Annotated in this window: 14 protein-coding genes; 11 read left to right on the top strand and 3 right to left on the bottom strand. The window is 69.6% G+C overall.

Annotated features, from left to right (window positions below; all coding sequences use genetic code 11):
- The 3 genes from ACIQTX_RS17890 to ACIQTX_RS17880 are packed head-to-tail and all read left to right on the top strand — an operon-like array spanning position 1 to position 2,563.
- Positions 1–738, top strand: coding sequence for a LytR/AlgR family response regulator transcription factor (locus ACIQTX_RS17890; protein WP_402974722.1), 738 nt, complete (start codon positions 1–3; stop codon positions 736–738).
- Positions 735–1,109, top strand: coding sequence for a heavy metal transporter (locus ACIQTX_RS17885; protein WP_105527502.1), 375 nt, complete (start codon positions 735–737; stop codon positions 1,107–1,109). The genes ACIQTX_RS17890 and ACIQTX_RS17885 overlap by 4 nt, the downstream gene beginning before the upstream one ends.
- Entirely contained in the window at positions 1,106–2,563 is a 1,458-nt protein-coding gene (locus ACIQTX_RS17880; RefSeq protein ID WP_402974719.1) for a cation acetate symporter, read from the top strand. The genes ACIQTX_RS17885 and ACIQTX_RS17880 overlap by 4 nt, the downstream gene beginning before the upstream one ends.
- A 177-nt stretch (positions 2,564–2,740) precedes the next feature.
- On the opposite strand, the gene ACIQTX_RS17875 is transcribed toward ACIQTX_RS17880, so the two are convergent.
- Together ACIQTX_RS17875 and ACIQTX_RS17870 are read right to left on the bottom strand one after the other, a co-directional pair.
- Positions 2,741–3,676: a pirin family protein gene (locus ACIQTX_RS17875; protein ID WP_402974716.1), complete on the bottom strand. Its 936-nt coding sequence runs from the start codon at positions 3,674–3,676 to the stop codon at positions 2,741–2,743.
- On the bottom strand, positions 3,673–4,017 hold the full coding sequence (locus ACIQTX_RS17870) for a GNAT family N-acetyltransferase (protein WP_402974712.1): 345 nt from the start codon (positions 4,015–4,017) through the stop codon (positions 3,673–3,675). The genes ACIQTX_RS17875 and ACIQTX_RS17870 overlap by 4 nt, the downstream gene beginning before the upstream one ends.
- A gap of 241 nt (positions 4,018–4,258) precedes the next feature.
- On the opposite strand from ACIQTX_RS17870, the gene recQ reads away from it, so the two are divergent.
- Positions 4,259–6,316, top strand: a complete 2,058-nt coding sequence (recQ, locus tag ACIQTX_RS17865; RefSeq protein ID WP_402974709.1) for a DNA helicase RecQ — start codon at positions 4,259–4,261, stop codon at positions 6,314–6,316.
- A gap of 14 nt (positions 6,317–6,330) precedes the next feature.
- On the opposite strand, the gene ACIQTX_RS17860 is transcribed toward recQ, so the two are convergent.
- Positions 6,331–7,605, bottom strand: a complete 1,275-nt coding sequence (locus ACIQTX_RS17860; protein ID WP_402974706.1) for a TetR/AcrR family transcriptional regulator — start codon at positions 7,603–7,605, stop codon at positions 6,331–6,333.
- 135 nt (positions 7,606–7,740) lie between these two features.
- Here ACIQTX_RS17860 and ACIQTX_RS17855 point away from each other — a divergent pair, with 135 nt between their 5' ends.
- The 7 genes from ACIQTX_RS17855 (at position 7,741) to ACIQTX_RS17825 (ending at position 21,822) form a co-directional block, all read left to right on the top strand.
- Positions 7,741–9,039, top strand: a complete 1,299-nt coding sequence (locus ACIQTX_RS17855; protein ID WP_028503188.1) for an MFS transporter — start codon at positions 7,741–7,743, stop codon at positions 9,037–9,039.
- Positions 9,040–9,041: 2 nt separating this feature from the next.
- A complete protein-coding gene (locus tag ACIQTX_RS17850; RefSeq protein ID WP_402974703.1) occupies positions 9,042–10,796 on the top strand; it encodes a glycoside hydrolase family 3 protein in 1,755 nt (584 codons plus the stop codon).
- Positions 10,797–11,071: 275 nt separating this feature from the next.
- Positions 11,072–16,273, top strand: coding sequence for a choice-of-anchor G family protein (locus ACIQTX_RS17845; protein ID WP_402974700.1), 5,202 nt, complete (start codon positions 11,072–11,074; stop codon positions 16,271–16,273).
- 78 nt (positions 16,274–16,351) lie between these two features.
- Positions 16,352–17,170: a DUF5819 family protein gene (locus ACIQTX_RS17840; RefSeq protein WP_402974697.1), complete on the top strand. Its 819-nt coding sequence runs from the start codon at positions 16,352–16,354 to the stop codon at positions 17,168–17,170.
- On the top strand, positions 17,167–18,405 hold the full coding sequence (locus ACIQTX_RS17835; RefSeq protein ID WP_402974694.1) for an HTTM domain-containing protein: 1,239 nt from the start codon (positions 17,167–17,169) through the stop codon (positions 18,403–18,405). Before ACIQTX_RS17840 ends, ACIQTX_RS17835 begins: the two co-directional genes overlap by 4 nt.
- Positions 18,406–18,526: 121 nt before the next feature.
- Positions 18,527–20,593, top strand: a complete 2,067-nt coding sequence (locus tag ACIQTX_RS17830) for an acyl-CoA dehydrogenase (protein ID WP_402974691.1) — start codon at positions 18,527–18,529, stop codon at positions 20,591–20,593.
- A gap of 182 nt (positions 20,594–20,775) precedes the next feature.
- On the top strand, positions 20,776–21,822 hold the full coding sequence (locus ACIQTX_RS17825; protein WP_402974688.1) for an NAD(P)-dependent alcohol dehydrogenase: 1,047 nt from the start codon (positions 20,776–20,778) through the stop codon (positions 21,820–21,822).
- The last annotated feature ends 150 nt before the right edge of the window (positions 21,823–21,972 follow it).

The following is a 21,972-nucleotide window of genomic DNA, read 5'->3' as shown; positions in this document are numbered from 1 at the left end:
ATGACGAACAGTGCGCCCCCGATCGATGTGCTCGTCGCGGATGACGAGAAGCCCGCTCTGGACGAGCTGGTCCACCTGCTGCGCACCGATGCCCGTATCGGCGAGATCCTCTCGGCGTCATCAGGTGCGGAGGCGCTGCGGCTGCTGTCCGAGCGGGCGGTGCGGATCGCGTTCCTCGACATCCACATGCCGGGGCTCAGCGGCACCGAGCTCGCGCGGGCCCTGTTGACCCTCGCCGAACCGCCGGCGGTCGTGTTCGTCACGGCCGACGACGCCAAAGCCGTCGAGGCGTTCGAACTGAGGGCCGCCGACTACCTGCTCAAGCCCGTGCGCGCCGAGCGGCTGCGCCAGGCGGTCGACCGGGTGGTCGAGCTCGGCGATACCGCAGCGCCAGGAGACGACGAGATGCTGCCGGTCACGGTGGGATCCGTCGTACGGTTCGTGCGTCGCAGCGACGTGCGCTGGGTGCAGGCGCAGGGGGACTACTCGCGGCTGCACACGGGCGACGGCTCGGGGCATCTGGTGCGGATCCCGATCTCCGAGCTCGAGACGCGGTGGACGGATGCCGGGTTCCTGCGCATCCATCGCTCCTCGCTCGTGCGCACGTCGGCGGTGACCGAGGCGCGTCTCTCGGGTGCGGAGCCCGCCGTGTCGATCGGCGCGGTCTCGCTTCCGGTCAGTCGACGGCTGGTGCCCGCGGTGCGCGATGCCCTGATGCGCGGAGAGGGCGCCGGATGACCGAGAAGCCCAAGCGCGTGCGCGTGACGGCCGATCTGCCCGACCGCCGGCCGGCGACCTTCACCCGCGGCATCGCGCTGCCCGGCGCTCCCGTGGACGAGGCGGATGCCGTCTACGCGCGGGCCCTGATGCGCAGCCAGCTCCGACTCGCACTCGGAACCGTCGCCGGGTTCGTCGTCGTCGTGATCGCGCTCACCCTGGCGATCGCGCTCATCCCCGAGATCGGCCAGGTCGTGGTCTGGGGCCTGCCGCTGTCGTGGCTGCTGCAGGCATACGCGTTCTATCCGATCATCCTCGTGTTCGCGGTGCTCTACGTGCGCACGGCCGCCCGCAACGAGCGTCGCTATCGGGCACTCCGGGACCGCGAATGAACGCCGTGCTCGACCTCATCGGCGTCGCGCTCGTCATCGTGGCGACCCTGCTGATCGGCGTCTACGGGTTGCGCATCTCGCGCACGACCGGCGACTTCTTCGTGGCGTCGCGCACGGTGCGGCCGGTGTGGAACGCGTCGGCGATCAGCGGCGAGTACCTCTCGGCCGGCACCTTCCTCGGCCTGTCCGGACTCGTGCTGCTCGACGGCGCCCGCGGCTTCTGGTTCCCGATCGGATACGCGGCCGGCTACCTCCTGGTCCTCGCCTTCGTCGCCGCACCGCTCCGACGCAGCGGTGCGTACACGATCCCCGACTTCATCGAGGCGCGGCTGGAGTCGACCTCGGCCCGGCGGGTCACGAGCATCGCGGTGCTGGTGATCGGCTGGCTGTACATCGTGCCGCAGCTGCACGGTGCAGGGCTGACCCTCCTGGTCGTGGCCGGTCTGCCGGAATGGGTGGGTGCCGTCACCGTCGCGGTTCTCGTGGCCGCTGCTGTCGCCGCGGGCGGCATGCGGGCGATCACCTACGTGCAGGCGTTCCAGTACTGGCTCAAGCTCACCGCACTCCTCGTGCCCGTGGTGTTCATCGCGTTCGCGCTCAGCGGGGGTCCGCACGACTTCGACCCCGCACTCGTCTTCCCGGTCGAAGCCGGCCCCGCAGGCTTCGACGCTTACGAGACGGCATCGCTCCTGCTCGCGCTCCTGCTGGGCACCATGGGCCTGCCGCATGTGCTGGTGCGCTTCTATACGAGCCCGACCGGGGTGTCCGCACGGCGTACGACCGTGATCGTGATCGGCATGGTCAGCGCGTTCTACGCCGTGTCGAGCACCATGGGGCTGCTGGCGCGCATCGCCGCTCCCGACCTGGCGGTGCCCGGCGTCGCCGACACGGTGGTGCTGCTGCTGCCGTCGCGCGTCTTCCCCGGAGTGCTCGGCGAACTGCTGACCGCGTTGATCGTCGCCGGAGCGTTCGCGGCCTTCCTCGCGACCTCGGCGGGCCTCGTGGTGTCGCTCGCCGGCGTGATCAGCCAGGACGTGTTCTCAGGGTCCGTGCGCTCGTTCCGACTGTCGGCGGTGCTCTGCGCGCTGGTACCCCTCGCGGTGGCGCTGCTCACGGCGCCTGCGGGACTCGGATCGAGTGTCGGCGTGGTGTTCGTGGTGGCGGCGTCGACGCTGTCGCCGGTCGTGCTGCTCGGGGTGTGGTGGCGCGGGCTCACCGCTCGCGGCGCCGTGGCCGGAATGGTGTCGGGTGGACTCGCCGCCGGACTCGCACTGCTGGTGCATGCGGCGGTCGGGGGCGTCGGGGTCGCGGCTCCCTACCTCGCGCAGCCGGCCGCGTGGACCATCCCGCTCGCGACGGCAGTGACCGTGATCGTCTCGCTCCTCGACCCGCGAGGTCCGTCGCCGCGCACCGACCGCTTCCTCGCCCGGGTGCATACGCCCGAGCGTGGCTGAGCCCCCGCTCCTGCCCCGTCCGTCCGCTCCGGTCCGCTCCGCCCGTCGCCCGCCCGTCCGTCCGTTCCGCCCCCACCCGCCCCACCCCCGCCAACCTCGTTCCGGTCGCACTTGCTGCCGTCCGGAACGCGTTCGGCGCGGCAGGAACTGCGACCGCAACCGATCAGGGACCGGGCGTCAGAGCTTCCGGCTGCGGGGCATGAGCCGCACGGGCGGCAGCGGCGGGGCGGGGATGCGCACGTCGTGACCCTCGACCGCGCCGAAGCGCGTGGGCGCCGTGCCCGTCGCGGATTCCGCCTCCCACTCCTCGCGCGCCTCGACGATCTCGTCGTGCGTGCGGCCGGCGAAGTTCCACCACATCACGATGTCGTCCTCGAACGGCTCGCCGCCGAGCAGGAACAGCAGGGCGCCCTCGGTGCTCGACACCTCGACGACGTCGCGGGAGTCGCCGAGATAGAGAAGTCCGTTCCGGTCGAGTGGATGCTCGGCCACCACGGCATCGCCCTCGACGAGCATCAGTGCGTGCTCCCAGTCGGAACGCAGCGGCAGGCGCACGCGCGAACCGGGGGCGAGGACGATCTCGGCGCCGACGATCGGGGTGTGCACCGTGGCGGGCGAGCGCACGCCCGCGAGTTCGCCGAGCACGACCGTGGCCTCGGCATCCGCTCCCTCGTCGGCGGGGAGTGCGAGCGCGGGCAGCTCGGTGTGCCGTTCGAAACCGGGGGCACCGTGGCGGGCGGAATCGGGCAGCACCACCCAGAACTGCAGCGCATCGAGGGGGATGGGATCCTCGCCGATCGAGTACTCCGAGTGCGAGATGCCGTTGCCGGCGGTCATCAGGTTCAGCTGCCCGCGGCGCAGGTCGGCGTCGCTGCCGAGCGAGTCGCGGTGACGGATCTCGCCGACGAGGGGCCAGGTCACGGTCTGCAGACCGATGTGCGGATGCGGTTCGACACGCATCCGGGTGTCAGCAGGACCGAATCGGTCGAGGAAGCACCAGGCGCCGATCGTCGGCAGGTTGCGATGCGGCAGTGCGCGCAGCACGTTCATGCCGCGCACTCCGCCCAGCGGCACCTCGCGCGGCTCGAGGATGAGGCGGTGCTGCCCGATCATTCCGCTCGGCCCGTCGGGTCCTCGTCCGCGGCGCCGTCGGGTCCCGACGGGGTCTTCGGCCAGCGGATCTCGGCGCCCGGGACCTCGTGCGTCTCGAGGTACTTCGCGATGTACGGGCATAGCGGGACGATCGCGTCACCACGACCAGCGGCATCCGCCAGCGCAGCCGATGCCAGCTTCCCCGCCAGTCCCTGACCCTGGAAGGCAGGGTCGACTTCGGTATGGATGAACCGGATGGAGCCGGGCCGCAGATCGTACGCCGCGAAACCGGCGAGCACGTCGTCGGAGCGGATCTCGTAGCGCGACTCTTCGTCGTTGCGGGTCACGGTGATGTCGGTCATCGGATGCTCCTTCGAACGGGATGCCTCCAACCTACGCCCGCGTGCAAAGGGTGGGGCGAGCGCGGGGCTACGGCACGGGCAGGGCGATGTTGCTCACCTGGAACGCGACGGCCGCCCCGATCAGCACGAGAGAGATGCCCGATTCCGAGACCTTCGCCCGCTCACCTCTCACGCTGCCCACTTTAGGGCGGCCTGTGGATGAAGCGCCTCCCGCGTCTGCGGGGGTCGTTACGCTGGAGGGATGCCGCAGACTCCCCGTGACCCGTACGCGGACCTGCCGTACGCCGACGAGCCCTACGACGACGGCTGGGAGTCTTCCGTCCCGCCGGAGCCGATGGACTGGGAACCGCAGGGCGCGGGCTTCGAACCACCGCTCGACTGGGGCCAGGGGCCGGTCACGCCGGTGACGCCCGCGGCCGCGGCATCGACCGTGCGCCGAGCGACGCCGAGCCGCTACCCGACCGCGCGCGAGGCCCTGCACACGGTCTTCGGCTACGACGAGTTCCGCGGCGATCAGGCCGACATCGTCGAGCAGGTCATCGCGGGCGGAGACGCCGTCGTCTTGATGCCGACCGGTGGCGGAAAGAGCATCACGTACCAGGTGCCGGCGCTCGTGCGCGAGGGCACGGGGCTGGTGATCAGCCCGCTCATCGCACTGATGCACGACCAGGTCGACGCGCTGCGGGCCAATGGTGTCAACGCCGCGTACCTCAACTCCACGCAGGCGATCGATGAGCGTCGCGAAGTCGAGCGGGCTTACGTCGCCGGCGAGCTCGACCTCATCTATGTCGCCCCAGAGCGGCTGTCGAACGCGCAGACCACGGCGCTGCTGCAGCGCGGCACTCTCAGCGTGATCGCGATCGACGAGGCGCACTGCGTGTCGCAGTGGGGGCACGACTTCCGGCCCGACTACCTCGCGCTCGGCGACCTCGGCGAGCGGTTCCCCGGTGTTCCGCGCATGGCGCTCACGGCCACCGCGACCGCCGCGACGCACAAGGAGATCACCGAACGACTGCGCCTCGACGGTGCGGGGGGAAGAGCGGCAGCGAAGCACTTCGTCGCGAGCTTCGATCGCCCGAACATCCAGTACCGCATCGTACCGAAGGTCGATCCGCGCAAGCAGCTGGTGACCTTCATCAAGTCGCAGACCCCGGTGACCGACGACGGCGCGCAGCCCGCTGGCATCGTGTATGCGCTCAGTCGTAAGTCGGTCGAGCAGACCGCGACCTATCTCGCGGCGCAGGGGCTCGACGCGCTGCCGTATCACGCGGGTCTGCCCGCCGAAGTGCGTGCGGCCAACCAGTCGCGTTTCCTCCGTGAAGACGGCGTGGTCATGGTCGCGACCATCGCGTTCGGCATGGGCATCGACAAGCCCGACGTGCGCTTCGTCGCGCACATCGATCTGCCGAAGTCGGTCGAGGGGTACTACCAGGAGACCGGTCGTGCGGGTCGAGACGGCGAGCCTGCGGTGGCGTGGATGGCATACGGCCTCGGTGACGTCGTGCAGCAGCGCCGCCTGATCGACCAGAGCCCCGGCGACCGCACCTTCAAGATGCGGATGGGGCAGCACCTCGACGCGATGCTCGCGCTGTGCGAGACCGTGGAGTGCCGCCGGCAGAACCTGCTCGGCTACTTCGGACAGGAGTCGCAGCCGTGCGGCAACTGCGACACGTGTCTCGAAGACACCGAGACCTTCGACGGACTCGTCCCGGCGCAGAAGCTGCTCTCGACGATCGTGCGTCTGAAGCGCGAGCGCAACCAGTCGTTCGGCGCCGGTCATCTGATCGACATCCTCCGCGGCGGCTCGACCGAGCGCATCCGGCAGCAGGGGCACGACAAGCTCGCGACCTATGGCATCGGCAATGACCTCTCCGACCAGGACTGGCGCAGCGTCGTGCGGCAGCTCCTCGCCCGGGGCATCCTGGTGGCGCAGGGCGACTACGGCACTCTCGCTCCCGGTGAGCAGGCGGCCGGAGTGCTGCGCGGCGAGACCGCGGTCCCGCTGCGCAAGGACACGATCGGGCGCCCGGCCTCGTCGACGCGGGCTCGCAAGGCCAGCGCCGCCGACTCTCTGGATGCGGGGGATCGCGGTCTGTTCGAGGCGCTGCGCGCCTGGCGGGCCGAGACCTCGAAGGAGCAGGGCGTTCCGGCGTACATCGTGTTCGGAGATGCCACGCTGCGTGCGCTCGCGGAGCATCGTCCGGCCTCGCTCGCCGACCTCGAGGGCATCACCGGCATCGGCGAGAAGAAGCGCCAGGCCTATGGCGAAGGCGTGCTGGCGGTCATCGCCGCCGCCTGAGCCTCCCTGCCGAGTCAGTGCTGGGGCAGCACGTCTTCGAGGTGTGCGCGCAGCTGGGCGGCGATGTCGAGCCGTTCCCTGTCGTACAACCACTGGTATTGCAGGCCGTCCCACATCGCGATGAGCCAGGTGGCCTCGTGCGCGGGGTCGCGGTGCGCAGGCAGGTCGCCATCGATCTGCGCGAGGCGGAAGAGCTCGGTGAAGTACTCGAGAGCGTTCGCGAACCGCGTGGCGAAGTACTCGTGCGCAGGGTGCGTCGAGGGCACGGCTTCGCACGACAGCACGGCGTAGACCTCGATCAGGCCGGGCTGCTCGAGTGCGCCGAGCTCGGCGCCGTCCGGGATTCCGCGGAGCACCTCGCCAGCGGAGGCGGCGCCGGTGAACCCCTTGTTCTCGTTGATGGCGCTGTCGCGTTCGGTGAGGACGGCGCTGAGCAGCACCTCCTTCGAGGGGTAGTGGTGCAGCAGCGTCGACTTCGAGACGCCGACCGCCGTCGCGATGTCCTGCAGGCTGGTGTCGCCGTAGCCGTCGCGAGAGAACAAGCGCATCGCGTCGGCGAGGATCTGCGCGCGGCGACGCCGGCCGACCGCGTATCCCGGGTCGGTGTCCGGTGCGACGGCGGTGCGCAGCTCGGGAATGGGCCCTGACGGGGCATCGGATCCGGTCTCGTCGTCCGGGTCGCGCCAGGCGAGCGGCAGAGCCCACAGGTTCTCGCGCTCCTGGAGCATCTCCACCACGTCGACCCGATCCGGAAGGTACTGCGAGAGCAGCTGCAGCCCATCCCAGCCTGCCGTGTGCCGCACCGTCTCGCCATCGACGTCGCGGTCCGCCGCGATCACACCGTGGTACTTCGCGTCTTCCAGGACGTCGATGCTCAGTGCACGCAGGCGGCAGTACCGATCGCGCATCCGCTCGTGCGCGGGGTGGCCGGGGGCCGAGGCCTCGCCCGTGAGCGCAGCGAAGAGTTCGAGGTAGCCCTCGGTGTGTGCGTTGCGCTCGGCGATGCCGGCGAAGACCAGCTCGCCTGGTTCGGATGCCGCGGCGATCGCGCTGAAGACCGTCTCGTTGTCGGCCTCGAGTCCCGCGACGACCTCGGCGAGCAGATCGTCCTTCGAGGCGAAGTGGCCGAGGAGGCCGGGGTGGCTGACGGATGCGGCTGCGGCGATGTCGCGCAGCGAGGTCGAGCGGTAGCCGCGGGTGACGAACAGGTCATGCGCGGCGGAGAGGATGCGCTGCCGTGTCGCTGCGGCGCGATCATGCCGTGAGCCGGTCGCTGTCGTCGTCGTCATCGCATCCTCCTTTCTGCATCCTATCCTCGCTCATTACCAACCGGTCTACTTTCAGTTACCAGATGGTCGATATTGGTGTATCGTCATCCCAGAACCGCGTCGCCCGAAGACGTGCGGTGAATCGAAAGGACTGTCATGACAGAGCTGTCATCCGCCGCCGCTGCGGCCGCGGTCGGCACCACCGGGTTCAAGGCCCCCGGAACCACGCCGCCGAAGACCCCGCGCGGCTACACGCCGGGCCTCGCCGCCGTGAACTTCGGCGTCTATCTCGCCCTTCTCACGCCCGTCATGGTCTCGATGGCGTTCAAGATCCAGCACATCGACCCGGTCAACACCGAGGGCAGCCTCGGGCTCGTGATGGGCGTCGGCGCGATCTTCGCCCTCATCGCGAACCCGCTCGTGGGCCGACTCTCCGACCGCACCACCTCGCGGTGGGGTATGCGTCGCCCGTGGATCCTCGGCGGCGCGATCGTGGGTGTCGGTGGATTCGTCCTCATCGGCTCTGCGACCTCGGTCTGGATGGTGCTGCTCGCCTGGTGCCTCGTGCAGACCTCGATGAACGCCGTGCTCGCCGCGGCCAACGCCACCCTGCCCGATCAGGTGCCGGTCACCAGCCGTGGCAAGGTGTCGGGCATCATCGGCATCACGACCCCGATCGGCATCCTCGCCGGCAGTCTCCTGGTCAACTTCCTGCCCGGCGACTTCGAGCGCTTCGTCGTGCCCGGCGTGATCGCGCTGATCCTCGTGATCGTGTTCGTGCTCACCCTCAAGGACCGCCGGCTCACCGAGAAGCCCGCCGAGAAGTTCACGGTCGCGATGTTCTTCGGCTCCTTCGTGTTCAACCCGCGCAAGCACCCCGACTTCGGCTGGACCTGGCTGACCAAGTTCTTCGTGATGTTCGGCTATGCCGGCATCGCCACATTCCTGCCGCTGTACCTCATCACCAAGTTCGGTCTCGACGAGCAGGGCGCGGTCGGCATCATCCTGGCCGCCAACCTCGCCTCGATGGCCGCGATGGCGATCTCGTCGCCGCTGGGCGGATTCCTCTCCGACAAGATCGGCAAGCGTCGTCCGTTCGTCGCGATCGCCGGCGTGATCATGGTCGTGGGCCTCGTCATCCTCGCCGTCGCTCCCGACGTCACGACCGTCATCATCGCGCAGGCGATCATCGGCCTCGGAGCCGGATCCTTCCTCTCGGTCGACCTCGCCCTCGCCACCGAGGTGCTGCCCAACCCCGACGACGTGGCGAAGGACCTCGGTGTGCTGAACATCGCCAACGCCCTGCCGCAGTCGATCGCCCCCGCCATCGCTCCCGGCATCATCGCCATCGGCGCCGCCACCCCGCTCGGGGGATACACCACCTGGTACCTGTTCGGCGCTGTCGTCGCGCTGGCCGGCGCCGTTCTCGTCTACCGCATCAAGGGAGTCAAGTGACCATGACCGACACCACCACCGCGCGCCCCTGGCTCGACGCCGACCTCTCCGTCGACGAGCGGGTGCAGCTGCTGCTCGACGCCATGACGATCGAGGAGAAGGCCGGGCTCTTCTTCCACACCATGATCGCGATCGGCGACCTCGAAGAGCCCAACCCGATCTTCGCGACGCCCTCCGCCCGCGAGTTCCTCGAGACCAAGCGGATGACGCACTTCAACCTGCTCGGTGCGGCGCCGACCGGCCGGGAGATCGCGGCATGGCAGAACGCGCTGCAGCGGCTCGCGGCATCCACGCGCCTCGGCATCCCCGTCACGCTGTCGACCGATCCGCGGCACTCGTTCAGTGAGAACCCCGGCGCGTCGATCCTGGCCGGCCCGTTCTCGCAGTGGCCGGAGACTCTCGGCCTCGCCGCGACCCGTGACGAGGAGCTCGTCGAGCGCTTCGCGGACATCGCCCGTCAGGAGTACACGGCGGTCGGGCTGCGGGTCGCTCTGCACCCGCAGGTCGACCTCGCGACCGAGCCACGCTGGGCGCGGCAGACGGCGACCTTCGGCGAAGACGCGGAGCTGTCGGGCAAGCTCGGCGCGGCCTACATCCGGGGATTCCAGGGCGCATCGTTCGGCCCCGGCTCGGTGTCGACCATGACCAAGCACTTTCCCGGGGGTGGACCGCAGAAGGACGGCGAAGACCCGCACTTCCCCTACGGCCGGGAGCAGGTCTATCCTGGCGGCGAGTTCGAGCTTCACCTGAAGCCGTTCGAAGACGCGCTCGCCGCGGGCACCAGGCAGATGATGCCGTACTACGGGATGCCCGTCGGCACCGAGTATGAGGAGGTGGGATTCGGGTTCAACAAGTCCGTGATCACCGGCCTGCTGCGTGAGCGCTACGGCTTCGACGGTCTCGTGTGCACCGACTGGGGTCTGATCAGCGACTCCGAGATCTTCGGCCAGCCCTTCCCGGCACGTGCCTGGGGCGTCGAAGACCTCACGCCGCGTGAGCGGATGAAGAAGGTGCTGGATGCCGGTGCCGATCAGTTCGGCGGCGAGGCGAACCCGGAGCTGCTTCTCGAGCTCATCGCTGACGGCGAGGTGACCGAGGCCCGTCTCGACGTCTCGGCGCGACGCATCCTGCGCGAGAAGTTCGAGCTCGGACTGTTCGAGAACCCGTTTGTGGACGAGGACGCCGCCGACGACATCGTCGGTCGCGCCGAGTTCCGCACCGCCGGCGAAGACGCCCAGCGCGCATCGATCACGGTGCTCGCGAACGACGGTGCTCTGCCGTTCGCCCGCGGCCGGAAGATCTACATCGAAGGCATCGACGCCGAGGTGGCTGCGTCCTTCGGGGAGATCGTCGAGACGCCGAGCGAGGCAGACCTGGCGATCATCCGCCTGCAAGCTCCTTTCGAGGAGCGCGCGACGATGTTCGAGAACTTCTTCCATGCGGGCTCGCTCGCGTTCTCGGACGAGGTGATCGCGCATGTTCGCGAAGTCGCAGCCGCCGTGCCGACCGTGGTCGACGTGCTCGCCGACCGCCCGCCGATCCTGACACCGATCGCCGAGGTCGCAGCCGCAGTGACCGTGAACTGGGGTGCATCGGGCGCAGCTCTGCTCGACGTCCTGAGCGGCACGGTGGCGGCTCGAGGCAAGCTGCCCTTCGACCTGCCGCGGTCGATGGCCGCCGTCGAGGCCTCGCGTCCCGACGTGCCGTTCGACACCGCCGACCCGCTGTTCCGCTTCGGCCACGGGCTCTCGCTGTAGCCCGCGGAGCACGTTCAAGAACCGCCCCGCACGCTTCGGCGTGCGGGGCGGTTTCGTCGTCCCCGGGACGGCTCGAGGGCCGCACTCCGCGCGGCCGGGCGGTCGCCGAGTTTCGAAATGTCTCCCGCGATGGCGGTCGCCGAATGATTTCTGGACGAATGCTGGACTTCTCATTCGCGATCCCGTAAGAATAACCGCAACATCGCTCGGCCGACAGGTGTCGACCCGTGGGGGGGCCATGTGACGCGGAAGATCGCATCACACGGGAGTAGCGAATGGAACAGCAGGACAAGACGACTCTGCGCAGGCGCAGAGCCATCGGAGGAGGCCTCGCCGGCGTCACGGTCGGCGCGGTGATCCTCGCGAGTGCACTGGTGCCGACTGCGGCGAATGCGCTGGACGCGGCGAATCCGAATGATCCGTCGGTCGCGCAGGGGCAGATCATCCAGCTGCCCGCCGCACTGCTCGGCGGACTCGACATCGCGGCGCTCGGTCACACGTTGACCAGCAACCCCGCGGCCCCGGGCTCCGAGCTCGGCGGGCTGGATGTCGGGCTGCTCGAAGCGCTCAACATCGACGTCGGGACACTGAACATCGCGCTACTGACCGACGGCACCACGCCCGGTCTGCTGCAGCTCGGTGACCTGGGGGCTGCGCAGAGCTTCAGCTCGTCGCCGACGCAGACGCAGTCGATCGCATCCTCGGGAACCATCACCTCGGGTGGAGCGATCGACACCGGCGCCATCGACGGCAGCGTGAACCCCGGCACCCTCGAACTCACCGATCTCTTCGACCAGCTCAACGTGGCCGGCCTCACCGACGCGGTCCTCGATCAGGCCTCGGTCGGCATCGGCGCGCTCGCATCGCGCGCCGAGTCGAACGCCGGCACCGTCACGTCCGAGTACCGCATCGCCGATCTGAACCTCGATCTGCACAGCAACCTGGTCGCCGGGCTCTCGGGCACGCTCGCCGCGGCGATCCAGGGCACGGTGACACCCGTGAGCAACCTCGCCGGTCCCGGCGGGGCTCTGACGGCACTCGTCACGACCCTCGTGAACACGATCAACGCGATCCCGGATGTGCCGCTCCTCGCGGCCTTCACCGCGACCGGAGGAACGGTCGGGATCGCCGGACTCGACACGGTCGGGCAGACCGTGACGACCCAGGTGTTGCAGACCCCGCTCGAGAACACCACGGGTTCGGTGCTCGTCGACCTGAGCACCGGGACGGTCTCCGTCGACCTCGCCAAGATCCTCGTCGAGACCGGGGCGGGCGCCGACCTCAACTCCCTGCCGGCGAACACCCCGGTGCTCTCGGCCACGACGATCTCCGCGATCCAGCAGGGAATCACCTCTGCCCTCACCGGTACCCACCCGAACAGCCTCAACGGCAAGGTCTCCACGATCCTGAAGTCGACGCTCGACGCTCTCCAGGTGACGCTGACCGTGGGGGTCGACCTCACGGTTCCGCTCACCGGAACTCCGCTCGTCTCGGGTGACGTGACCGTCAAGGGCTCGCTCGCGCAGTTCGCCGGCACCGCCACTCCGGTCCCCGTGGTCACGACCGACATCACCCTCGCAGGCCTCAACATCGGGCTGCTCCTCAACCCCGTGGTCGCCGCGGTCACGAATGCGGTCGCCACCACGACGGGTCCGCTCGTGAACACCGCTTTGAACAGCGTGATCCCGCTCGTGCAGCCGGCGCTCGCCGCGCTGACGGGTCCCGTGCTCACGACGCTCGACCCCGTGCTCCAGGGAGTGCTGGCGGGGGTCGCGACCATCACGATCAACGAACAGCCGGCGACGGGCGACATCCCCGGGGGCAGCTTCACCGTTCGGGCCCTCGGAGTGAATCTGCTCCCTGCCGTCGGCGGTGGAGTCTCTCTCGACCTCGGGTCTTCGACGGTGAAGGCGGCAGCCGCCGCGGTCGCCGCGATCGATGCGGCCGCCACGGTTCAGGCGGGTACCAGTCTCCCCATCATCGGATCCGGCTGGCCGGCGACCACCGACGTCACGGTGCAGCTGACGGCGCCGGGGGGTGCAGCGGTCGGTGATCCGGTGACGGCGACCACGGATGCGTCCGGTGGGCTCACGCTCTCCTACCCGGTTCCCGCATCGGCGGTACCGGGCACGGGCTACACGGCCACGGCGACCGCCGGGGCGGTCACGGCGACCGACACGACCGAAGTCACGGCCGCCGCGGCGATCGACGCCGCGCCCGCTGTGCAGGCAGGCACCGACCTCGCGGTCTCGGGAACGAATTGGCCCGCCACCACCCAGGTGTCGGTGCAGCTGACGGCTCCCGGCGGCGGCGCGAACATCGGCGGCCCTGAGCTCGTGACCACCGACGCGTCTGGCACGTTCACCCTCGCGTACCCGGTCCCGGCAGGAACCCCCGCCGCCACCGGCTACACGGTCACCGCGACGGTCGGGACCCAGACGGCCACCGACACCACCGAGGTGACGGATGCGCCGGTCGCGGCGATCGATGCGGCGGCGACAGTTCAGGCAGGCACGACCCTCCCGGTCACGGGCGCGAACTGGCCGGCGACAACGCAAGTGTCGGTGCAACTGACCGCACCCGGTGGCGGCGCGAACATCGGCGGTCCGGAGACCGTGACGACGAACGCATCCGGTGCGTTCACGCTCGACTACCCGGTTCCGGCATCCGCTGCGCCCGGCACCGCCTACACGGTCACGGGCACGGCCGGTGCGATCACGGCGATCGACACCACCGAGGTGACGGCCGCTGCGGCCGTCGATGCGGCGGCAACCGTGCAGGCGGGGACGAGTCTTCCGGTGACGGGGACGAACTGGCCGGCGACGACGCAGGTCTCGGTGCAGCTCACGGCTCCCGGCGGTGGGAACATCGGTGGCCCGGTGACGGTCACGACAGACGCCTCCGGCGGTTTCACCGTCGACTATCCGGTTCCCGCATCCGCGACACCGGGCACGGGTTACACCGTGACGGCGACCGTGGGCACTCAGATCGCCACGGACACGACCGAGGTCATGGCCGCGGCGGCGATCGATGCGGCGGCGACGGTCCAGGCGGGTGCAAGCCTTCCGGTCACGGGCACGAACTGGCCGGCGACCACCGAAGTGTCGGTGCAGCTTACGGCTCCCGGCGGCGGGAACGTCGGAGGTCCCGAGACCGTCACGACCGACGCATCCGGTGGGTTCACGCTCGACTACCCGGTGCCGGCATCAGCCACGCCCGGCACCGGGTACACGGTGACCGCGAACGTCGGCGCGCAGACGGCGACCGACACGACGGCAGTGACCGCGGCGGCGACCGTCGATGCGGCGGCGACCGTGCAGGCGGGTAGCGATCTGCCCGTCGCGGGGACGAACTGGCCGGCGGACACCGAGGTATCGGTGCAACTGACCGCTCCCGGTGGCGCCGTCATCGGCACACCTCGGACGGCCACGACGGGTGGGCTCGGAGCGTTCACGCTCGACTACCCGGTACCGGCCGGCACCCCTGCGGGGACCGGCTACACGGTCACGGCCTCTGTGGGCACCCAGACGGCGACCGACACGACGGAGGTCACCGCGGCTCCGGTCGTGGTCGATGCGGCACCGACGGTTCCTGCGGGAACCAACCTCGCCGTCACAGGCACGGGCTGGCCGGTGAGTTCCACGGTGTCGCTGCAGTTGACGGCACCAGGCAGCGGCGCGAACGTCGGCGGTCCGGTGACCGCGTCCACCGACGCGTCCGGCGCCTTCACGGCGAGCTATCCGGTCCCGATCGGCACGACGCCCGGCACGGGGTACACGCTCACCGCGACAGCGGGGGCGGTCACCGGATCGGACACCACCGAGGTGACTGCGGGCACTCCCGGCGACGTCAACACGAACGCGGCAGCCTCGGCATCCGCTTCGGCTGATGCCACCGCTGACGGCGACCCGTCGGCGCAGGCTGCTGCGGAAGCTGCGGCTCTCGCCGATGCGACCTCCTCCGCCTCTGCCGCAGCGACGGCCGATGCCACGGCGGCCGCTCAGGCGGCGGCGACGACCGACGCCTCGACGACAGCGTCGACGGATGCGACCTCGACGGCGAACGCGTCGGCGGCAGTGGCTGCTCAGGCGGCAGCGCAGGCGGATGCCTCGGATGACACGAATGCCGCGGCCTCGGCCGTGGCGAACGCGAACTCGTCGGCTTCGTCGGAATCGGCAGCGACCACGGATTCGTCCACGGATGCTTCTTCCGAGGCCGCAGCCAACACGAACGCCGCCGCATCCGCCTCCGCCTCGGCGAACGCCGACGCCTCCACCGATGCGGTCGCTGAGGCCTCGGCCCAGGCGGCGGCATTCGCAGATGCGACGGCCGAGGGATCGGCTGCTGCTGATCCGGCTGCTGAGGCCGCGTCGCAATCGGCGGCGACGGCGACGGCGACGTCGTCGACGGCGGCGACGGCGGATGCCACCTCGGAGGCGAACGCCGGTGCGGCGATCGCAGCCCAGGCGGCGGCACTGGCCGACGCGACGACGAACACTGCGGCCGAGGCTTCGGCGACGTCGGATGCCAGCACGAGTGCGGCCTCGAATTCGAGCGCGGCAGCCATCGCGAACGCCTCGACCGATGCGTCTTCGGATGCGGTCGCTTCTGCGGACGCATCTGCGGAGATCAACACGAACGCCTCGGCGTCGGCATCGGCTTCTGCGCAGGCCGATGACGACAGCAACGCCTCAGCTGAGGCGGCGGCTGTGGCGGCGGCTCTCGCGGACGCGACCAGTCAGGCATCTGCTGCGGCGGATGTGTCGGCCACTGCTGCCGCTCAGGCCGCGGCTACCACCGACGCCTCGACGGATGCTTCGACGACCGCCACCACGGCCGCCAACGCCTCGGCCGCTGCGGCGGCGCAGGCTGCGGCGCAGAACGACGCGACCTCCACGAGTGCGGCTGATGCCTCGGCTTCGGCCGACGCTGACCCGAACGCCTCGGCGGCTGCGGCGGCCAACGCCTCGTCGTCGGCCACGGCCTCCGCATCGGCAGCCGCTGATGCCTCGGCCGAGGCGACGGCTGCGGCATCCGCTTCGGCCACGGCATCGGCATCTGCCGACGCAGCGGCCGATCCGACCGGGAACATCGCCATCGCGCTCAAGTCCCCGGTGCTGGAGCGGGGCAAGCAGCAGACCGCGGTCGGCACGGGCTTCCAGCCCGGTGAGAGGGTCACCGGCGTGATGGCCTCCGACCCGATCGCGCTGGGCAGCCAGGTCGCGAACGCGCAGGGCACGGTCACCTTCACCTGGACGATCCCGTCCGCCACCGATCTCGGAACGCACGCCGTGACGCTGACCGGTGCGAGCTCCGGCAGCGTGTCGGCCTCGTTCCAGGTGGTGGCATCGGGCCTGGCCACGACCGGCGGACAGGTGCAGAGCGGATGGATCGCTCTGGCCGCGCTGCTTCTGATGCTCGGCCTGGGGGCGATGAGACTCGCGAGATCCCGACGACGACTGGTTCAGACGGAGTGATCGCGATGCAAGAACGCTGAGTGGTCGGGACCGTTTCCCCACGGCGGTCCCGACCCTCGGCGGTACGGAGGGAAGTGAATGAGCACGAAACCCGAGTCCTCACCGGAGCTCGATGTGTCTGCATCGAAGGCAGCGGCCGCCGTGCGTCCGCGTCCGACCTGGTGGGTGAAGCTCATCGCCTTCGCGGCCTGCCTCCTGACGCTGTGGCACATAGGCGCCTCGTTCCTGTGGATCGCCCCGTACTCGGCGCTCCGGGAGATCCCCACGCAGGAGGTGCTGGCCGGCTACATGCTGCCGATGTTCGGGCAGTCGTGGAGCGTCTTCGCGCCGGAGCCCATCAACGGCGACTACCACTTCAACGTCCGCGCCGTCATCGAGAAAGACGGTGAGCAGGTCGAGACCGGCTGGGTGAGTGCCACCGATGTCGAACTCTCGATGATCCGCTACAACCTGTTCCCGCCGCGCGCCGGCATCCAGTCGAGTGAAGTGGCGAGCGGACAGATGAACGCCTACAACAAGTTGAACGCCGACCAGCAGGCCGTGGCCGGACTCGACTTCGCCGAAGACGACTGGGAAGAGTGGATGGTGCGCTCCTTCGACGAGCTCGAGGGCGACAACCCGTCGACCGAGAAGTACATGGCCGAGGAGCACCTCTCCACCGCATACGCGACCCAGGTGGCCTACGCGATCTGGGGAGCCGATGCCGTGGTCAAGGTGCAGTACCGCGTGAGTCGTCAGAACGTCGTCCCCTACGCTGACCGCAACGATCCGAGCGCACAGCGTCCCGATCCCACGTTCTCGACCACCGGATGGCGCCTCCCCATAGAAGAGGAAGGCCAGAGCCGCGAGAACTTCGCGAACACCTTCCGCGGGCAGTTCGAGAGGATCCAGCCGTGAGCGCCCCGATCAAGACCGCGGCGCCGAAGGCGGAGGCGAAGAAGAGGAAGGATGCTGCGCCGCGGAGCACGACGACGACGGCGCCCTCCCCGGTGTCGACCCCTCCCGCTCCTCCTCGCGAACCTGTCCCGACCCCGGCGAGCACTGTGCCTCCGCGATCATTCGTCACCCGACTGCTGACGTTCGTCTCGTCGATGATCGGCGGCCTCTGGGCGATGGTGCTCTCGGCCGTCGACCGCATCTCGGCATTCGTCGGCGACTGGCTCTTCAACGGCAAGAAGGCGCTCTACGGGCTCGCCGTCACGCGCATCCTCTTCGGCGTCACCGCGATCGGTCTGCTCGTCTCCAACTTCACCACCCGTCTCTACACCTTCGGATCCGGCTCGGCCTGGAACGGCGAGCTCGCGGAGCCGGTGAGCGAGTTCCCGAAGATCTGGGTGTTCAGCGCGTTCCACGCCGCGATGGGGAACGATGCCCTCTACACGGCGCTCTATCTGCTCCTCGGGGTGCTCGCGGTGCTGTTCGTCCTCGGCTGGCGATTCCGGATCGTGCTCCCGATCTTCTTCTGCCTCTGGGTGGGCTTCATCGAGGCCAACGACATGGTGGGCGACCAGGGCGACAACATGTTCCGCATCGCCCTGTTTCTCCTGTTCTTCGCAGACCCGGCGGCCCGGTGGTCGCTGGACGCGAGGCGAAGGGCGAAGTCGGGGGAGTGGTTCGACCCGAACAGCCAACCGGCGCTGCTGGGGACGATGTTCCACAACCTCACTCTCGTCGCCCTCACCGCGCAGGTGTGCTTCGTCTACGCCTCCGGCGCGCTGTACAAGGCGGGCGGTGCGCCGTGGGAAGAGGGGTACGCGGTCTACAACCCGCTGCAGACGGCACGGTTCGGAACGTGGCCGGTGCTGAGCGATCTCGTCACCACGTGGGGGCCGATGGTCACGGCTGCGAGCTGGGGATCGATCATCCTGCAGGTCGCGTTCCCGCTGATGCTGCTGACGCGTCCGACCCGGCTGATCGGCCTGCTGGGCATCCTCTCCTTCCACATCGGCATCGCCGTGCTCATGGGGCTGCCGTGGTTCTCGCTCACGATGATCGCGATCGACTCGATCTTCATCCGCGACCGGACCTGGGGGCGTCTGAGCGCCGGGACGAAGCGGCGGTGGCGGGAGGCGGCTGCCGCACCACCGTCGGCGACGCCGGAACCGACGTCGTCGGTCCGGACTGTGGTCTGACGACAACGGGGCGGGGAGATGTGCCCGCCGGTCGTTGGAGGATGCAGACAGAGCAGTTCGTCTGTGGTTGTGGCAGACCTACCATGGCAGTATCCCCACTTTCCCTCTGAGAGGAACGCTCATGGTCGACGCCGCCGTCCGTCCCAAGACGACTCGAACCCACACCGATGCCGCGGATGCGGACCTGCACGTCGATGTCGCCCGCATCAACGACGCCCTGATGGGCACGTGGGGCGATGTGCGTCGTCAGGCGCGCGAGATGATCAAGGACTCCGCGTTCTGGCGCAAGGACGAGCTCGGCAAAGACGAGCACCGTGAGCGCGTGCTCAGCCAGCTGCACCTCCTGGTCGAGAACAAGGCCGTGCATCGCGCCTTCCCCAAGTCGCTCGGCGGCGAGGAGAACAACGGCGCGAACATCGCGGGCTTCGAAGAGCTCGTGGTGGCCGACCCCAGCCTGCAGATCAAGTCGGGCGTGCAGTGGGGGCTCTTCGGTTCGGCGATCCTGCAGCTGGGCACCGAGGAGCACCACGCGAAGTGGCTCCCCGGCGTGATGGACCTCTCCATCCCCGGCGCCTTCGCGATGACCGAGATCGGGCACGGCTCCGACGTCGCGGCAGTCGGCACGACCGCGACGTACGACCCCGAGACGGAGGAATTCGTCATCAACACCCCGTTCCGCGCGGCGACGAAGGAGTACCTCGGAAACGCGGCGCTGCACGGCGTCGCAGCGACCGTGTTCGCGCAGCTGATCACGAACGGAGTGAGCCACGGCGTGCACTGCTTCTATGTGCCGCTGCGTGGCGAGGACGGCGTCGACCTCCCCGGCATCGGCCGCGAGGACGACGGACTCAAGGGCGGACTCAACGGCATCGACAACGGCCGCCTCTCGTTCGACCACGTGCGCATCCCGCGCACCAACCTGCTCAACCGCTACGGCGACGTTGCGGTCGACGGCACCTACTCCAGCGCGATCGACAGCCCTGGCCGCCGCTTCTTCACGATGCTCGGCACCCTGGTGCAGGGGCGCGTGTCGCTCGACGGCGCGGCATCCTGGGCCTCGGCGCTCGGCCTGCACATCGCGATCACCTACGCCACCCAGCGCCGCCAGTTCGACGGTGCGGACGGGCAGGAGGTCGTGCTCATGGACTACGGCAAGCACCAGCGCCGTCTGCTCCCGCGACTTGCGACCACGTATGCGCAGATCTTCGCGCACGACGAGTTCCTGCAGAAGTTCGACGGCGTCTTCTCCGGTCGCACCGACACCCCGTCGGACCGGGAAGACCTCGAGACCCTGGCCGCAGCCCTCAAGCCGCTGTCGACCTGGCACGCGCTCGACACGCTGCAGGAGGCCCGCGAGGCCACCGGCGGCGCCGGCTTCATGTTCGAGAACCGTCTGGTCGGACTCCGCGCCGACCTCGACATCTACGTGACCTTCGAGGGCGACAACAACGTGCTGCTGCAGCTCGTCGGCAAGCGTCTGCTGACCGACTACGCCAAGCAGTTCCAGGGCAAGGACGCCGCGGCACTCGCGAAGTTCGCCGTCGGCATGACCGCGGGCAAGCTGTTCCACGGCGCAGGACTGCGCCAGCTCGGTCAGGCCGTCTCCGACTTCGGTCAGGTGGGCCGTTCGGTCGAGCGCGGCCTGCGCGAGGAGCAGCAGCACGATCTGCTCGCCGGCCGCGTGCAGCAGATGGTGGCCGACATCGCCTCTCGCCTGCGCCCCGGCGCGAAGGACAAGGCACTCGGCGCTCGCCTGTTCAACGAGAACCAGGCCGAGCTCATCGAAGCCGCCCGTGCACACGGAGAGCTGCTGCAGTGGGAGGCGTTCACCGACGCCGTGCACCAGATCGACGATGCCGACACCAAGAAGCTGCTCACCTGGCTGCGCGACCTGTTCGGTCTGCAGCTCATCGAGAAGCACCTCGCCTGGCACCTGATCAACGGACGCCTATCGACCCAGCGCGCCGCGGCCGTGTCGAGCTACATCGACCGCCTGTGCGCGCGACTGCGCCCGTACTCGCTCGACCTGGTGAACGCGTTCGGCTATGAGCCGGAGCACGTGCGTGCGCCCATCGCGAGCGGGCTGGAGAAGCAGCGTCAGGACGAGGCCCGTGCCTACTACGCAGACCTCGAAGCGACCGGCCAGGCTCCGATCCAGGAGAAGGCGCTGAAGAAGAAGCAGCGCTGAGCGCGCGTCCGAGAAAAGCCTCACCTGTCGGGAGTTCGCGTCGAGCGCACGCCCGTATCCGCGCGATTCTCCCGACGGGCGTGCATCCTCCCGACAGGTGTACCCGACGGAGGCGGCTCCTGCGCGGCCGGGGCTTCGCGTGGGTGCGTAGTGTGGACCGAGCCCCGGAAGAAGGAGTCCCCGTGACCCGTGTCAACGCATACGCCGCCCCCAGCGAAGCCGCCCCGCTGGAGAAGACCGTCATCGAACGCCGTGAGCTCGGACCGCTCGACGTGCTGATCGACGTCGCCTTCGCCGGCATCTGCCACTCCGACATCCACACCGTGCGCGGCGACTGGGGGCCGCAGCAGTACCCGCTCGCTCCCGGTCACGAGATCACCGGCACGGTCGCTGCGGTCGGAGAGGGCGTCACCCGGCATGCGGTCGGCGATCGAGTCGGCGTCGGATGCCTGGTGAACTCGTGCGGCGAGTGCCGCAACTGTCTGCGCGGCGAAGAGCAGTTCTGCACGCAGGGTGCTGTGCTCACCTACGGCAGCACGGACCGCGACGGCACCGTCACCCAGGGCGGCTACTCCGAGCAGGTCGTCGTCACGGAGGGCTTCGTCCTGCGCATCCCCGACGCCCTGCCGCTCGACGTCGCAGCTCCCCTGCTGTGCGCCGGCATCACGACCTACTCGCCGCTGCGGCACTGGAACGTCGGTCCGGGCACCCGGGTGGCCGTGGTCGGTCTCGGCGGCCTCGGGCACATGGGCGTGCAGATCGCGCACGCGCTCGGCGCCGAGGTGACCGTGCTCTCGCAGACGCTGAGCAAGAAGGACGACGGCCTGCGGCTCGGAGCCGACCAGTACCGCGCCACGAGCGACCGGGAGACCTTCCGCGAGCTGCGGTCGTCGTTCGACGTGATCCTCAACACCGTGAGTGCCGTGATCGATCTGCGCTCCTACCTGAGCCTGCTCGACGTCGGCGGAGCCATGGTGTGTGTCGGTGCTCCCGGCGAGCCCCTCGAGGTCGGTGTGATGTCGCTGATCGGCGGACGGCGCTCGCTCGCCGGCAGCAACATCGGCGGCATTCGCGAGACCCAGGAGATGCTCGACTTCTGCGCCGAGCACGGTATCGCGGCCGAGATCGAGACCATCCCGGCTTCTGACATCAACGCCGCTTACGAGCGCGTGCTCGCCTCCGACGTGCGGTACCGCTTCGTGATCGACGCGTCCACCTTCGCCGGCTGAACGCAGAGAGAGGGGGGGGGGGGGGGGCGGGGGGGGCGCCCCCCCCCCCCCGGGGGGGGGCCGCGCGGGGGGGGGGGGCCCACCCCCCCCCCCCCCCCCCCCCCGCGGGGGGGCCCCCCCCCGGAGCCGGGGGGGGTGGAGAACACCGGC

The sequence above is a fragment of the Microbacterium sp. NPDC090281 genome (assembly GCF_044769635.1).
Lineage (GTDB): Bacteria > Actinomycetota > Actinomycetes > Actinomycetales > Microbacteriaceae > Microbacterium.
This window is presented reverse-complemented; position numbering and strand designations above follow the sequence as displayed.

Excerpts from the sequence above, each read along its gene's own strand:
- ACIQTX_RS17890 (WP_402974722.1), top strand. The coding sequence starts at position 1 with ATGACGAACAGTGCGCCCCCGATCGATGTGCTCGTCGCGGATGACGAG.
- ACIQTX_RS17885 (WP_105527502.1), top strand. The coding sequence starts at position 735 with ATGACCGAGAAGCCCAAGCGCGTGCGCGTGACGGCCGATCTGCCCGAC.
- ACIQTX_RS17880 (WP_402974719.1), top strand. The coding sequence starts at position 1,106 with ATGAACGCCGTGCTCGACCTCATCGGCGTCGCGCTCGTCATCGTGGCG.
- ACIQTX_RS17875 (WP_402974716.1), bottom strand. The coding sequence starts at position 3,676 with ATGATCGGGCAGCACCGCCTCATCCTCGAGCCGCGCGAGGTGCCGCTG.
- ACIQTX_RS17870 (WP_402974712.1), bottom strand. The coding sequence starts at position 4,017 with ATGACCGACATCACCGTGACCCGCAACGACGAAGAGTCGCGCTACGAG.
- recQ (WP_402974709.1), top strand. The coding sequence starts at position 4,259 with ATGCCGCAGACTCCCCGTGACCCGTACGCGGACCTGCCGTACGCCGAC.
- ACIQTX_RS17860 (WP_402974706.1), bottom strand. The coding sequence starts at position 7,605 with ATGACGACGACGACAGCGACCGGCTCACGGCATGATCGCGCCGCAGCG.
- ACIQTX_RS17855 (WP_028503188.1), top strand. The coding sequence starts at position 7,741 with ATGACAGAGCTGTCATCCGCCGCCGCTGCGGCCGCGGTCGGCACCACC.
- ACIQTX_RS17850 (WP_402974703.1), top strand. The coding sequence starts at position 9,042 with ATGACCGACACCACCACCGCGCGCCCCTGGCTCGACGCCGACCTCTCC.
- ACIQTX_RS17845 (WP_402974700.1), top strand. The coding sequence starts at position 11,072 with ATGGAACAGCAGGACAAGACGACTCTGCGCAGGCGCAGAGCCATCGGA.
- ACIQTX_RS17840 (WP_402974697.1), top strand. The coding sequence starts at position 16,352 with ATGAGCACGAAACCCGAGTCCTCACCGGAGCTCGATGTGTCTGCATCG.
- ACIQTX_RS17830 (WP_402974691.1), top strand. The coding sequence starts at position 18,527 with ATGGTCGACGCCGCCGTCCGTCCCAAGACGACTCGAACCCACACCGAT.